The sequence below is a fragment of the Hydrogenophaga sp. PML113 genome, from assembly GCF_001777155.1.
Classification (GTDB): Bacteria; Pseudomonadota; Gammaproteobacteria; order Burkholderiales; family Burkholderiaceae_C; genus Hydrogenophaga; species Hydrogenophaga borbori.
In genome coordinates this window covers 134,910-148,286 of sequence record NZ_MIYM01000010.1, presented here as the reverse complement: position 1 = coordinate 148,286, position 13,377 = coordinate 134,910, and the positions used below count along the sequence as shown (strand labels likewise).

11 protein-coding genes are annotated in these 13,377 nt (G+C 72.0%); 1 reads left to right on the top strand and 10 read right to left on the bottom strand.

Annotation, left to right across the window (positions count from 1 at the left end):
• Positions 1-35: 35 nt before the first annotated feature.
• The 3 genes from gudD to BHU06_RS18305 form a co-directional block, all read right to left on the bottom strand.
• Complete coding sequence (gene gudD, locus BHU06_RS18315) at positions 36-1,391, bottom strand: glucarate dehydratase (protein ID WP_070400647.1); 1,356 nt, start codon at positions 1,389-1,391, stop codon at positions 36-38.
• A 7-nt stretch (positions 1,392-1,398) separates the two neighbouring features.
• Entirely contained in the window at positions 1,399-2,349 is a 951-nt protein-coding gene (locus tag BHU06_RS18310; protein WP_070400646.1) for a tripartite tricarboxylate transporter substrate binding protein, read from the bottom strand.
• 124 nt (positions 2,350-2,473) lie between these two features.
• Positions 2,474-3,502, bottom strand: a complete 1,029-nt coding sequence (locus BHU06_RS18305; RefSeq protein WP_070400645.1) for a LacI family DNA-binding transcriptional regulator — start codon at positions 3,500-3,502, stop codon at positions 2,474-2,476.
• A 97-nt stretch (positions 3,503-3,599) separates the two neighbouring features.
• Between BHU06_RS18305 and garD the strand changes: the two genes are divergently transcribed.
• Positions 3,600-5,231 carry a galactarate dehydratase gene (garD, locus tag BHU06_RS18300; RefSeq protein ID WP_070400644.1) on the top strand — a complete coding sequence of 544 codons (1,632 nt, stop codon included), beginning with the start codon at positions 3,600-3,602 and terminating at the stop codon, positions 5,229-5,231.
• Between the two features lie 33 nt (positions 5,232-5,264).
• Here garD and BHU06_RS18295 read toward each other — a convergent pair whose 3' ends face one another.
• From BHU06_RS18295 to zwf, 7 genes are all read right to left on the bottom strand, one after another.
• A complete protein-coding gene (locus tag BHU06_RS18295; protein ID WP_139147110.1) occupies positions 5,265-6,239 on the bottom strand; it encodes a hypothetical protein in 975 nt (324 codons plus the stop codon).
• Positions 6,240-6,385: 146 nt separating this feature from the next.
• Positions 6,386-6,826: a hypothetical protein gene (locus BHU06_RS18290; RefSeq protein ID WP_070400642.1), complete on the bottom strand. Its 441-nt coding sequence runs from the start codon at positions 6,824-6,826 to the stop codon at positions 6,386-6,388.
• A 131-nt stretch (positions 6,827-6,957) separates the two neighbouring features.
• Positions 6,958-8,526 (bottom strand): glucose-6-phosphate isomerase, encoded by a 1,569-nt coding sequence (gene pgi, locus BHU06_RS18285; RefSeq protein ID WP_175442880.1) that lies wholly within the window; start codon positions 8,524-8,526, stop codon positions 6,958-6,960.
• A gap of 58 nt (positions 8,527-8,584) precedes the next feature.
• Positions 8,585-9,223: a bifunctional 4-hydroxy-2-oxoglutarate aldolase/2-dehydro-3-deoxy-phosphogluconate aldolase gene (gene eda / locus BHU06_RS18280; protein ID WP_070400640.1), complete on the bottom strand. Its 639-nt coding sequence runs from the start codon at positions 9,221-9,223 to the stop codon at positions 8,585-8,587.
• Positions 9,224-9,242: 19 nt separating this feature from the next.
• Entirely contained in the window at positions 9,243-11,066 is a 1,824-nt protein-coding gene (edd, locus tag BHU06_RS18275; protein WP_070400639.1) for a phosphogluconate dehydratase, read from the bottom strand.
• Between the two features lie 126 nt (positions 11,067-11,192).
• A complete protein-coding gene (pgl, locus tag BHU06_RS18270; RefSeq protein ID WP_070400638.1) occupies positions 11,193-11,891 on the bottom strand; it encodes a 6-phosphogluconolactonase in 699 nt (232 codons plus the stop codon).
• A 4-nt stretch (positions 11,892-11,895) separates the two neighbouring features.
• Positions 11,896-13,362, bottom strand: coding sequence for a glucose-6-phosphate dehydrogenase (gene zwf / locus BHU06_RS18265; RefSeq protein WP_070400637.1), 1,467 nt, complete (start codon positions 13,360-13,362; stop codon positions 11,896-11,898).
• Positions 13,363-13,377 lie beyond the last annotated feature (15 nt).

Below are 13,377 nucleotides of genomic sequence, written 5' to 3'. Positions count from 1 at the left end.
AAAGAACGGGGCGCGATCCGGCGAGGGAATCGGCCTCAGCGGTCCATGCAGGGCCGCTTGGGGTGGAAGGTCCAGTTCGGGATCAGGTACTGCATGGCGGTGGCGTCGTCGCGCGCGCCCAGGCCGTGCTGGCGGTAGAGCTGGTGCGCCTTCTCCACCTCGGCCATGTCGAGCTCGATGCCCAGGCCGGGCTTCTGGGGCACCTGGACGTGGCCGCCCACGATCTTCAGCGGCTCCTTGGTGAGGCGTTGGCCGTCCTGCCAGATCCAGTGCGTGTCCATGGCCGTGACCTTGCCCGGCGCGGCGGCGCCCACGTGGGTGAACATGGCCAGCGAGACGTCGAAGTGGTTGTTGGAGTGCGAGCCCCAGGTCAGGCCCCAGTCGCGGCAGGTCTGGGCCACGCGCACGCTGCCGGCCATGGTCCAGAAATGCGGGTCGGCCAGGGGAATGTCGACCGACTGCAGCGACAGCGCGTGGCTGAGCTGGCGCCAGTCGGTGGCGACCATGTTGGTGGCCGTGGGCAGGCCGGTGGCGCGGCGGAATTCGGCCATCACCTCGCGGCCGGAGAAGCCGTCCTCGGCGCCGCAGGGGTCTTCGGCGTAGGCCACCACGCCGCGCATGCGCTGGCCCAGGCGGATGGCGTCTTTCAGCAGCCAGCCGCCGTTGGGGTCGAGCGTCACGCGCGCGTCGGGAAAGCGCTCGTGCAGCGCGGTCACGGCGTCGACCTCTTCGTCGCCGCGCAGCACGCCGCCCTTGAGCTTGAAGTCGTTGAAGCCGTAGCGCTCGCGCGCGGCCTCGGCCAGGCGCACGATGGCCTCGGGCGTCATGGCGGCCTCGTGGCGCAGGCGGCACCAGGCGTCGGCGTGCGCCGGCTCGCTGGCCGGATCGGTGTAGGGCAGGGGCGTCTTGGTGCGGTCGCCCACGAAAAACAGGTAGCCCAGCATTTCCACCGAGGCGCGCTGCTGGCCTTCGCCGAGCAGCGCGGCCACGGGCACCTCCAGGTGCTGGCCCAGCAGGTCGAGCAGGGCCGATTCGATGGCGGTGACCGCGTGGATGGTGGTGCGCAGGTCGAAGGTCTGCAGGCCGCGCCCGCCGGCGTCGCGGTCGGCGAAGCGCGTGTGCAGTTCGCGCAGCACGCGCTGGTGGTCGCCGATGGAGCGGCCCAGCACCAGCTCGCGCGCGTCCTCCAGCGTCTGGCGGATCTTCTCGCCCCCGGGCACCTCGCCCACGCCCGTGCGGCCCGCGCTGTCGCGCAGGATCAGCAGGTTGCGCGTGAAGAAGGGCGCGTGCGCCCCGCTCAGGTTGAGCAGCATGCCGTCGCGGCCCGCGACAGGAATGGCGATGAGCTCGGTGATGCGCGGCGTGGCGCCGACGGGGACGGGGTTCAGCATGAAACGGTCAATCCGCTTTGATGTTGCGCGACTCGATCAGCTTCTTCCAGCGCGCGAACTCGGCGGCCTGGAACTTGGTGAATTCCTCGGGCGTGTTGGCCACGATCTCGAAGCCCACTTCAAGCAGCTTGGGTTTGATGGCGGGGTCGTTGAGCGCGTCCTTGATGGCGGCCTGCAGCTTGGCCTTCAGGTCGGCCGGAATGCCCTTGGGCGCGGCCACGGCCTGCCAGGAGTAGACGTTGGCGTCCTTGATGCCGAGTTCGTCGAGCGTGGGCACGTCGGGCAGCAGGGACGAGCGCTGGGCGCTGGTGATGGACAGCGCGCGCAGCTTGCCGGCGCGGATCTGCGGCATGGCGGTGTTGATGTTCATGAAGGACGAGTCGACCTGGTTGCCGAGCAGGTCGGTCATGACGGGGCCGCCGCCTTTGTAGGGCACGTGCACGCCGCTGGTGCCGGTCTGCTGCCAGTAGAGCTCGGCGGTGAGGTGGTCGCTGCTGCCGTTGCCGGACGAGGCGAAGGTCATCTTGCCGGGGTTGGCCTTCTGGTAGGCGATGACGTCGGCCATGCTCTTGTGCGGCGAGGCGGCGGGCACCACGAGCACGTTGGGCGCCTGCACGGCGACGGTGATGTAGTCGAAGTCCTTGGTGGCGTCGTAGGTGACCTTGGTGAGGTGCGGCGCGATGACGTAGGGGCCGAGGGAGGAGACGAACAGCGTGTGGCCGTCGGGCGCGGCGCGGGTGACGAGCGTGGCGCCGATGGTGCCGGTGGCGCCGGGCTTGTTGTCGATGACGAAGGTGCCGCCGAACTTTTCCTGCAGCTTGGGCTGCAGGGTGCGGGCGATCATGTCGGTGGAGCCGCCGGGCGGGAAGGGCACCACGATGGTGACGGTCTTGTCGGGCCAGGCCATGGCCGTGGTGAGGGTCATGGTGGCGCCGAGCGCGCACAACAGTTTTTTCATGGTGGCTTGTCTCCTGTTGGGTGGAAAGGGGTCTTCATTTGGTACCGGTACCAAATGAATCCGGTGGGCATGGTACCGGTACCAAAAGGGCCCGTCAACGCCTGTCCGTCGGGGATTTCCCGGCTCAGGTGGTTTCGCGCTCGACGATGGAGAAGCCGACGTCGAACAGCGCGGGCGAGACCTCCCGCCCCTCGGCCCGGTCGATCAGGCAGCGCGCCGCCAAGCGCCCCATCTCGGCGCCGTTGATGCGCACCGTGCTCAGCGCCGGCGCCATGTCGGCCGCGAAGGACACGTCGCCAAAGCCCACCAGCGCCAGGTCGTGCGGCACGGCGATGCCGCGCACGCGAGCCTCGGTGGCCACGCCCAGCGCCAGCAGGTCGGAGCTGCAGAAGATGGCGTCCACGTCCGGCGCCTGCTCCAGCAGACGGCCCAGGGCCTCGCGCCCACTGCGCAATGAGCGTGAGGCGCCCACGTTCACCACCGCCACCGGCCCGTGCCCGGCCCGCTGCACCGCTTCGGTGAAAGCACCGGCGCGGCGCTCGGCGCGTTCGTCCTCGGCGCGGATCAGCGCCAGCCGGCGGCGGCCCTTGTCGATGAGGAAGCGCGCCACCTCGCGCCCGATGTCGGCGTGCGAGAAGCCCACCAGCATGTCGATGGGCGTGGGCGTCAGGTCCCAGGTTTCCACCACCGGAATGCCCGAGGCGAGCAGCCGCGTGCGGCCCTGGCTCGGGCCCAGGATGCCGGTGAGGAAGATGCCGTCGGGCCGCCGGCCGACGATGGCCTCCAGCAAGGCCTCCTCGCGCGCGGCGGAGTAGTCGGACTGGCCGAGCATGAGCTGGTAGCCGGCGTTGAACAGGGTCTCGTTCAAGGCCTCGATGGTGGGCATGAACACCGACATCACCGTGCTCGGCACCACCGCCGCGATCAGGCGGCTGCGCGAGGACGCCAGCCCGCCGGCCATGCGGTTGGGCACGTAGCCGGTTTTCTGGATCACCTCCAGCACCTTCTGGCGCACGTCGGGCGAGACCTGCGCGGGCGTGTTCAGCACGCGCGAGACGGTGATGGGCGCGACGCCCGCGAGGCGGGCCACGTCGCGCACGGTGATGGCCCCGCTGCCGCGTCGGGCGCGCCGGGAGTTGTCGGATTCTTTCATGTGCGGCTTAGAATGGTACCGGTACCAAGCGCTCCGCGCCACGCGTCCGGTCAAGGGGCCGGGGGATGGCGGGTGCGCCGCATCATAGGAGACGCCCATGCCCGATACCCTGGCGAACCCCGCGGCCGTGGCGCCGCTGACGATCCGCATGCACGCCGAGGACAACGTGGCCATCGTCGCCAACGACGGCGGCCTGCCGCCCGGCACCGCGCTGCCCGGCGGGCCGGCGCTGCGCGAGCGGGTGCCGCAGGGCCACAAGGTGGCGCTGGTGGACCTGCCCCAGGGCGCGGCCGTGCGGCGGTATGGCGTGCCCATCGGCTACGCCTTGCAGGACATTCCCGCCGGCAGCTGGGTGCACGAGCGCCTGCTGCAGATGCCCGGCGCGCGCGGCCTGGACGACCTGCCCATGGCCACGCGTGGCGCCGCGCCGCTGCCCCCGCTGGAGGGCTTCACCTTCGAGGGCTACCGCAACCCCGACGGCTCGGTGGGCACGCGCAACCTGCTGGCCATCACCCAGACCGTGCAGTGCGTGGCCGGCGTCACCGCGTTCGCGGTGCAGCGCATCCAGGCCGAGCTGCTGCCCAAGTACCCGAACGTGGACGGCGTGGTGGCGCTGGAGCACGGCTACGGCTGCGGCGTGGCCATCGACGCGCCCGGCGCGGCGATCCCCATTCGCACCCTGCGCCACATCAGCCAGAACCCCAACTTCGGGGGCGAGTTGATGGTGGTGAGCCTGGGCTGCGAGAAGCTGCAGCCCGAGCGGCTGTTTCCCAGCGAGGGGATCCCGATCCAGGACCGCCGTGGAACCGGCTCTGACGGGCCGCTGGCGGTGCCCCCCCTCCCAGGGGGGGAGCCGCGCAGCGGCGCGGGGGGGTTGGTCTGTCTACAGGACGAGGCCCATGTGGGCTTCATGAGCATGGTCGAGTCCATCCTGCGCCAGGCCGAGGTGCACCTGAAGCGCCTGAACGCGCGCCGGCGCGAGACGGTGCCGGCCAGCGAGCTGGTGGTGGGCGTGCAGTGCGGCGGCAGCGACGCGTTTTCGGGCGTCACGGCCAACCCGGCGGTGGGCTTTTGCACCGACCTGCTGGTGCGCGCGGGCGCCAGCGTGATGTTCTCCGAGACCACCGAGGTGCGCGACGGCATCGCCCAGCTCACCGCGCGCGCCGCCACGCCCGAGGTGGCGCAGGCCCTGGTGCGCGAGATGGCCTGGTACGACGAGTACCTGAAGCGCGGCGGCGTGGACCGCAGCGCCAACACCACGCCGGGCAACAAGAAGGGCGGGCTGTCGAACATCGTCGAGAAGGCCATGGGCTCGATCGTGAAGTCGGGCAGCGCGCCGATCGCCAACGTGCTGTCGCCCGGCGAGAAGCTGCGCGCCAAGGGCCTGACCTACGCCGCCACGCCCGCGAGCGATTTCATCTGCGGCACGCTGCAGCTGGCCGCGGGCATGAACCTGCACGTGTTCACCACTGGCCGCGGCACGCCCTACGGGCTGGCGGCGGTGCCGGTGATCAAGGTGGCCACGCGCAGCGAGCTGGCGCGGCGCTGGCACGACCTGATGGACATCAACGCCGGCACCATCGCCGACGGCCAGGCCAGCATCGAGGACGTGGGCTGGGCGCTGTTCCGCTACATGCTCGACGTGGCGAGCGGGCGCCAGAAGACCTGGGCCGAGCGCTGGAAGCTGCACAACCAGCTGGTGCTGTTCAACCCGGCGCCGGTGACCTGAGCGCGCGGCGGCTGGCGCGCCCGGCCGCGTCGCTCAAGGGGTGAGGGCGCGCACGCAGCGGACCAGGGAGAGGGCGGCCGAGGGGACGTCGTGTTGTGCTGCTGTAGGGCCCGGCCCGATGTACTGCGTCCATGTGACACCACCCGCACCGGTCGAGCTCCAGTACTCGTTGTTGCCGACCAGTCCGCCGCTCACGCCCTTGTCCACCAGATGGCTTTGGATGTTCGGCCGGGTGGGCGCGGCGGCGCTGCCGCAGCCGGAGCCCCGGTTGTCCCGGTCGTAGCCCAGTTCGCAGATGGCCGGCAGGTACCAGTCGGTGAAGCCGGCGTCGCTGGCGTCGTCGCAGGTCCAGGCCGCGTAGGGGCTGTTCGGGTCGGGCGGTGGACCGCCGGCGTTGACGAGGGTCGCCGTGTTGGCGGCGCCCTCCGTGGGGCTGGACGCCAGGGGGGCGTCGTTGGCCTGGACGGCGGTCGGCCAGGCGTTGTTCAGCGCCATCACCTTGCCGCCCACGCCGCCCGTGGGGGGCGTGGTGTCGTCCAGGTCGAACACGTAGCCGCCCTGGTACACGCTGCCGAAGCCCAGCACCCGCACCGGCAGCGTCAGGGCTGGCGTGTTGCTGCCGCCGATGCGCAGTTCGGCGGGCGTGGGCGCGGCGTCCCCGGGCGCGGCCGAGGGCGTGGCGCCGGGCGTGACGGTGAGCGTGCAGCTCGCTCCCGGGGCCAGGGTGGCGGCGCAGTCGGTGCCGAAGGCGCTGCCCGCCGGCAGCGCGCTGGCCGCGCCCACCACGAGGTTGAGCGCGGCCTGGCCGCCGACGTTGGTGATGAGAACGTGCCGAGGCTGGCCCGACGCGGCCAGGGCCAGGGCGGGCGCGCTGGCCATCAGGGCGGGTGCGGCTGGTGGCAGCACGACCACGGCGGGCGGCGCGGTGCCGGACGGGTTGCCGCCGCAGGCCGACAGCCCGGTGGCGCAGAGCAGGGCGGGAAGCGTTCCATGTCGGAGAAGGGCCATGTCCGTGAACCCAGGGGAGTACCGAGGGCGCACAAGCTAGCACCGGCCCCGGTGCCGCACGCTGTTGTTTCTCTCACTGGATCGCCGCCCCTGGCCGGCGGGTCGGGTCTACCGCCTTCGCAGCAGGCCCGATCGGGGGCCTGGCCTCACTGCCGCAGCGGCGGCTCGGCCGGCGGCATCGGCGCCGGCACGGTGGTTTCGATCGAGCGGATCAGCCCGCCCCCGCTGACCGAACCCGAGACCTCGCCTTCGCCGCGCACCATGCGCTCGCAGATGGCGCGCTCATCGGCCGCGGTGTGCACCTCGCAGCGCTGCAGGGCGTTGCGCTGCAGCTGTTCCGGCGACACCGGAGCGCGCGGCTGGCTGCGGGCCTGTTGGCGGGCCGCGCCCAGGTCGCGCAGGCAACTGGTGCGCGATTCGGGGTTGCTCATGGCGGCGCAGGCGGCGCGCTCCTGCTGGTAGCGGTTGTCGGTGGAGGTCTTGGCCGCGCCGGCGCCCTGGGCCCAGGCGGGCAGCGCGAGCGCCAGGGCGGCGGCGGCCAGGCAGTGGCGGGTGAAGGCGGTGGGGGAATAAAAGGCTTGGGTCATGGGCGTTCTCCTGAAAGCGCGGGACCGGGGCCCGTCGCGTCCACCCATGCTAGGAAGGGCCCGCGCCGGGCCGTGTAGGACCGGTCCGACCCGCGCGCCGGACGAGGCCCGTCAACGATGGATTGGAGGCTTCAGCCGCCCGCGCGTTCCATGGCCTTGGCCATGGTTTTGCCCAACTCCACGCCCCACTGGTCGAAGGCGTTGATGCGCCAGAGGGCGGCCTGGCAGAACACCTTGTGCTCGTACAGGGCGATCAGCGCGCCCAGGCGACTGGGGTCGAGCCGGTCGAGCCAGAGCAGGTGGCTGGGGATGTTGCCGGGGAACTGGCGGTGCGGCGCCAGGGCGTGCGCGGTCTCGGCGTCGGCGCCGTCCTTCAGCAGCTGCGCCTCGGTCTCTTCGAGCGTGCGGCCCAGGGCCATGGCCTGGGCCTGGGCGCGCAGGTTCAGGTTCACCACGGCGTGGTGCGCGCTGGCCAGTGGCAGTGGTGTGTCTTCGCTCAGGACGCCGATGAAATCGACCGGCAGCGCGTGCCGGCCCTGGTGCACCAGCTGGAAGTAGGCGTGCTGGCCGTCGATGCCCAGGCCGCCCCAGACGATGGGGCCGGTGTCCACCGTGGCCTCGCTGCCGTCCAGGTGCGTGCGCTTGCCATTGGATTCCATGTCCATCTGCTGCACGAAGGGCACGAAGCGCACCAGGCGCGAGGCGTAGCAGGCGATGAGCTGCGTGGGCATGCGCAGGAAGTTGCGGTTCCACACGCCGTGCAGGGCCAGGCGCACCGGCAGGTTCTCTTGCAAGGGGGCGTGCAGGAAATGCCCGTCCATGGCGCGCGCGCCGGCGAGCAGCTCGCGGAACGCCGCCGCGCCGATGCCGATGGCCAGCGGCAGACCCAGCGCGGACCACAGCGAGTAGCGCCCGCCCACCCAGTCCCAGAACAGGAAGGTGCGCTCGGGGTCGTAGCCCAGCTCGGCGGACTTGGCCGGCGTGGCGGTGATGGCCACCAGGTGCCGGGCGATGGCGTCGGCCGGCACGCCCTGGTCGGCCAGCCAGTGGCGCGCGCTGGCGGCGTTGGTGAGGGTTTCCTGCGTGGTGAAGGTCTTGCTGGAGACGATGAACAGCGTGCGTTTCGCATCCAGCCCGCGCAGCACGCTCCACAGCGCCCAGGCGTCGGGGTTGGAGACGTAGTGCACGCGCACCGCGTCGCTGGCCAGGTGGGCGAGCGCGTCGGCCGCCATGCGCGGGCCCAGGTCGGAGCCGCCGATGCCGATGTTGACGACGTCGGTGAAGGCGTCGCCCGCGTGGCCGCGCACGGTGCCGGCGCGCAGCTCCTCGGCGAAGCGGCAGACGCGGTCGAGCTCGCGCTGCACCAGCGCGTGGATGGCGTTGCCCCAGGGACCACCGGCCTCGCCGCCGCGCAGGGCCACGTGCAGCACGGGGCGGTCTTCGGTGGTGTTGATGGCCTCGCCGCGGAACATGGCTTCGCGCTGCTCGGCGATCTGGCTCTGCGCGGCCAGGTCGAGCAGGGCCCGTTCGATCTCGGTGCCGATGGCCTGGCGGCTGGCGTCGAGCGTGAGGCCGGCGGCGGACCAGGTGAGGCGGCGCGCGCGCTCGGGCTCGGCAAGCCGCTCGCGCAGCGGCACCGACGGTTCGTTGGCGAGCGCCTGGAGGTGTTGCCAGGCGGGCAGGGCGACGGGCAGTGGCATGGTGGTCATGGGTGTGGCGGGCGCGCGGCGCAGGCGCCTTTGGGCGCGCCGGTGGCGTTCATTGTCCCTGCGCGAGCGCGGTGGCTTCGCGCGCCAGCCGGGTGATGCGCGCCCAGTCGCCGTCGCGCAGGGCGTCGGCCGGCGTGAGCCAGGAGCCGCCGGCCATGGCGACGTTGGGCAGGGCGAGGAAGTCGCGCAGGTTCTCGGGGCCCACGCCGCCGGTGGGACAGAAGCGCACGTCGGGGATGGGCGCGCCCAGGGCCTTGAGCATGCCGATGCCGCCGGCCTGCTGCGCGGGGAAGAGCTTCATGAGCGTGAAGCCCTGGTCGCGCGCCCGCATCACCTCGCCGGGGGTCATCACGCCGGGAATGAAGGGCAGGCCGGTGGCGCGCATGGCGTCCACCAGCGCGTCGGTGCAGCCGGGCGAGAGCGCGAAGCGCGCGCCGGCGTCGATCACGCGCGGCACGTCGCTGGGCCGTGTGACGGTGCCGGCGCCCAGGTGCATCTGGGGCACGGCCCGGGCCACGGCCTCGATGGCATCGAGCGCCACGTCCGAGCGCAGGGTGATCTCCATGACGTCGATGCCGCCGTCGAGCAGGGCTTGGGCGAGTGGCACGGCTTGCTTCGCGTCGCTGAGCACGATGACGGGCACGACGCGCGACTGGAAGGCGGGGTGGCTGAGGTGCTGGTCTTGCATGGTGTGCGGCGTTGAGGGTTCAGGCGAACAGCGGCGAGGCACCTTGCTCAGCGCCACCGACGTGGGCGCGGAACAGGCCGAAGAGCTCGCGGCCGCTGCCGTGCGTGTTGTGGGACAGGTCGGGGTTGGGCAGGGCGCGCGCGGCCAGCGTGGCCTCGTCCACGTCCACCTTGAGCAGGCCGCGCTCGGCGTCCAGCGTGATGAGGTCGCCGTCGCGCACGCGCGCGATCGGCCCGCCCGCCACGGCCTCGGGCGTGACGTGGATGGCCGCGGGCACCTTGCCCGAGGCGCCGGACATGCGGCCGTCGGTGACCAGGGCGACCTTGAAGCCCTTGTCCTGCAGCACGGCCAGCGGCGGCGTGAGCTTGTGCAGCTCGGGCATGCCGTTGGCGCGCGGGCCCTGGTAGCGCACCACGGCCACGAAGTCCTTCTCCAGCTCGCCGGCCTTGAACTTGGCCAGCAGCTCCTGCTGGTCGTGCACCACCACGGCGGGCGCGCGCACCACGCGGTGCTCGGGTTTCACGGCCGACACCTTGATCACGCAACGTCCCAGGTTGCCGGTGAGCAGGCGCAGGCCGCCGTCGGCGCTGAACGGGTCGCTCGCGGGGCGCAGCACGTTCAGGTCGGCGCTGCGCTCGGGCACGGGGCGCCAGGCCAGGCGCTCGCCGTCCAGCCAGGGCTCCAGGCCGTAGGCGTCCAGGCCCGGGCCCATCACGGTGTGCACGTCGGCGTGCAGCAGGCCGGCGCCGCGCAGCTCGCGCATCAGCACGCCCAGGCCACCGGCCGCATGGAAGTGGTTCACGTCGGCGCTGCCATTGGGGTAGACGCGCGCCAGCAGCGGCACCACGGTCGACAGCTCGGCGAAGTCGTCCCAGTCGATCAGGATGCCGGCGGCGCGCGCCATGGCCACCAGGTGCAGGGTGTGGTTGGTGGAGCCGCCCGTGGCCAGCAGGCCGACGACGCCGTTGGCGATGGCCTTCTCGTCGACGATCTGCCACAGCGGCACGTAGGGCTGGCCGGTGCGCCCGCTGTTGGCCACGGCGCGCTCCACGGCGGCCTTGGTGAGGGCCTCGCGCAGCGGCGTGCCCGGGTTCACGAAGGAGCTGCCCGGCAGGTGCAGGCCCATGATCTCCATCAGCATCTGGTTGCTGTTGGCGGTGCCGTAGAACGTGCAGGTGCCGGGCGCGTGGTAGGCGCGCGCTTCCGATTCGAGCAGGGCCTCGCGGCCCACCAGGCCCTGCGCGTACTGCTGGCGCACCTTGGCCTTCTCGTCGTTGGACAGGCCGGAGGTCATGGGGCCGGCGGGCACGAACACCGTGGCCAGGTGGCCGAACTGCAGCGCGCCCATGAACAGGCCGGGCACGATCTTGTCGCACACGCCCAGCATGAGCGCGGCGTCGAACACGTTGTGCGAGAGCGCCACGGCGGTGGCCAGGGCGATGGTGTCGCGCGAGAACAGCGACAGCTCCATACCGGCCTCGCCCTGGGTGATGCCGTCGCACATGGCGGGCACGCCGCCGGCCACCTGGGCGCTGGCGCCGATCTGCTGCGCGTGCCAGCGGATCAGGCTGGGGTAGGCCTCGAAGGGCTGGTGCGCCGAGAGCATGTCGTTGTAGGCGGTGACGATGCCGATGTGCGGCGCCCGCTCGGCGTGGATGCGCAGCTTGTCTTCATGGGGCAGCGCGGCCGTGGTGTGGGCCATGTTGGCGCAGCCCAGGCCGGCGCGCTGCGTGCCGCGCGTGCGCTGCGCGGCCATGTGCTGCAGGTAGGCGCCGCGCGAGGGCGCGCTGCGCTCGGTGATGCGCCGCGTGACGCGGTCGAGGATGGGGTTCAAGTGATTCATGGCTGAATGGAAGAAGCTGTTCGCATGGGGTGGTCTACCCCAGGGACACCACGGAACCGGCTGTGCCGGGCCGTGGGTGCCGCCCCCTTGAGGGGGTGAGGCGAAGCGGCGCGGGGGTGTTCATCGTTAGGCGAGCCACACCTGCACCGGGGTCTGGTGCTGGTGCAACACGAGCGAGATCGGCAGCGTGTCGTCTTCGGACAGCCGGGCCTGCTGGTACACGCGCAGCTTGGCGGGGCCGATGAGGGGCAAGACCAGTTCCCGCGTGGCCAGCAGCGCGGGCAGGGTCAGGGTCAGGCGCGCGTGCGGCGCGTTCAGCGGGCGCGTCCAGGCCACGGGGCCGCTGGCGTGCAGGGCCTGGCTGAGGCCGCCCGCGTGCGGGAAAAGCGAGGCGGTGTGCCCGTCCTCGCCCATGCCGAGGATGGCGAGGTCCCAGGGCCAGGGCTGGGTCGCCAGGCGCTGGCTGGCGGCGTCGGCGAGCGCCTGCAGCGCGGTGTCGTCCAGCGTGGCGGGCAGCTCGTCGAACCAGGGCACGAAGGTGGCCGCCGCGGCGCCCTGCTGCAAGAGGTGTTCGCGCACCAGGGCGGTGTTGCTGTCGGGGTGGTCGTGCGGCACGCAGCGCTCGTCCACCAGGGTGATGCTCACGCGCGACCAGTCCAGCGGCTGCGCGCGCAGGGCCTGGAACAGCGGCACCGGCGAGCGGCCGCCCGAGACCGCCAGCACCGCATGGCCGCGCCCGGCGATGGCCTGGTGCAGGCGCAGGCCGGTCCACGCGGCCAGGCGCTGCGCGAGTTCGGCGGGCGTGTTGCACGGGTGCTGGTTCATGGGCTCAGGCTTCTTCCGACCAGGTGGAGTCTTCGCGCGCCATGAGGGCGGAGGAGGCGGCCGGGCCCCAGCTGCCGGCGGCGTAGGCGCGCGGCTTCTCGCCCAGGGACTTCCAGCCCTCGATGATGGGCTCGACCCAGGTCCAGGCGGCCTCCAGTTCGTCGCGCCGCATGAAGTGCGTGAGCCGGCCCTTGATGACGTCGATGAGCAGGCGCTCGTAGGCTTCGGCGCGGCGGCCCGCCAGGGCCGACTGCAGGTCCAGGTCGAGCGCGACCGGGCGCAGCTTCATGCCGCTGCCAGGCTGCTTGGCCATCATCTGCAGCTGCACGTGTTCTTCGGGCTGCAGGCGGATCAGCAGGCGGTTCACCGGCTCGCGCGGCGCGTCGGGGAACAGCGAATAGGGCAGGGGCGCGAACTCGACCACGATCTCGCTGCGCCGCTCGGCCAGGCGCTTGCCGGTGCGCAGGAAGATGGGCACGTTGGCCCAGCGCCAGTTGTTGATGTGCGCGCGCAGCGCGACGAAGGTCTCGGTATCGCTGCCGGCGGGGACGTTGTCCTCCTGCAGGTAGCCCACGGCGCGCTCGCCGCCCACGTTGCCCGGGCCGTACTGGCCGCGCACGGTGTCGCGCGCCACGTCGGCCACCGTCATGGGCCGCAGCGAGCGCAGCACCTTGAGTTTTTCGTCGCGCACGGCGTCGGGGTCGAGCGAGACGGGTGGCTCCATGGCCACGATGCACAGCAGCTGCAGCAGGTGGTTCTGCACCATGTCGCGCAGCGCGCCGGTGCCGTCATAGAAGCCCGCGCGGCTGCCCACGCCCACCGATTCGGCCACCGTGATCTGCACGCTCTTGATGCTGGGGCTGCGCCACAGGGGCTCGAAGATGGCGTTGCCGAAGCGCAGCACCATGAGGTTCTGCACCGTCTCCTTGCCCAGGTAGTGGTCGATGCGGAAGGTCTGCGATTCGCTGAAGTACCGGGCCACCTCGTCGTTGATGGCGCGCGCCGAGGCCAGGTCGTGGCCCAGGGGTTTTTCCAGCACCACGCGCGAGCGTGGGTCCACCAGACCGGCGCCGTGCAGGTTCGCGCAGATGGCGGTGAACAGCGTGGGCGCGGTGGCGAGGTAGTAGACGCGGTCCACGCCGGGCCGCAGGGCCTGGCCGAGCGCGGCGAAGTCCTCGGGGCGCGTGGCGTCGAGCGAGACGTAGACCAGGCGCTGCACGAAGCCGCGCCAGCCCGCGTCGTCCAGCGCGTCGGCGGCGATGAAGCCGCGCACCTTGTCGTCGATGAAGGCCGTGAAGGCCGCGCGGTCCCAGGCGTGGCGGCCCAGGGCGACGATGCGCGTGTCGTCCGGCAGGGTCTTGTGCAGGTGCGCCATGTAGAGCGCCGGCAGCAGCTTGCGCAGGGACAGGTCGCCCGCGCCGCCGAAGATGACGAGGTCCAGGGGCGCGTCGGGTGGGGTGCTGGTCTCCATCGTTGGGGCGGTTGG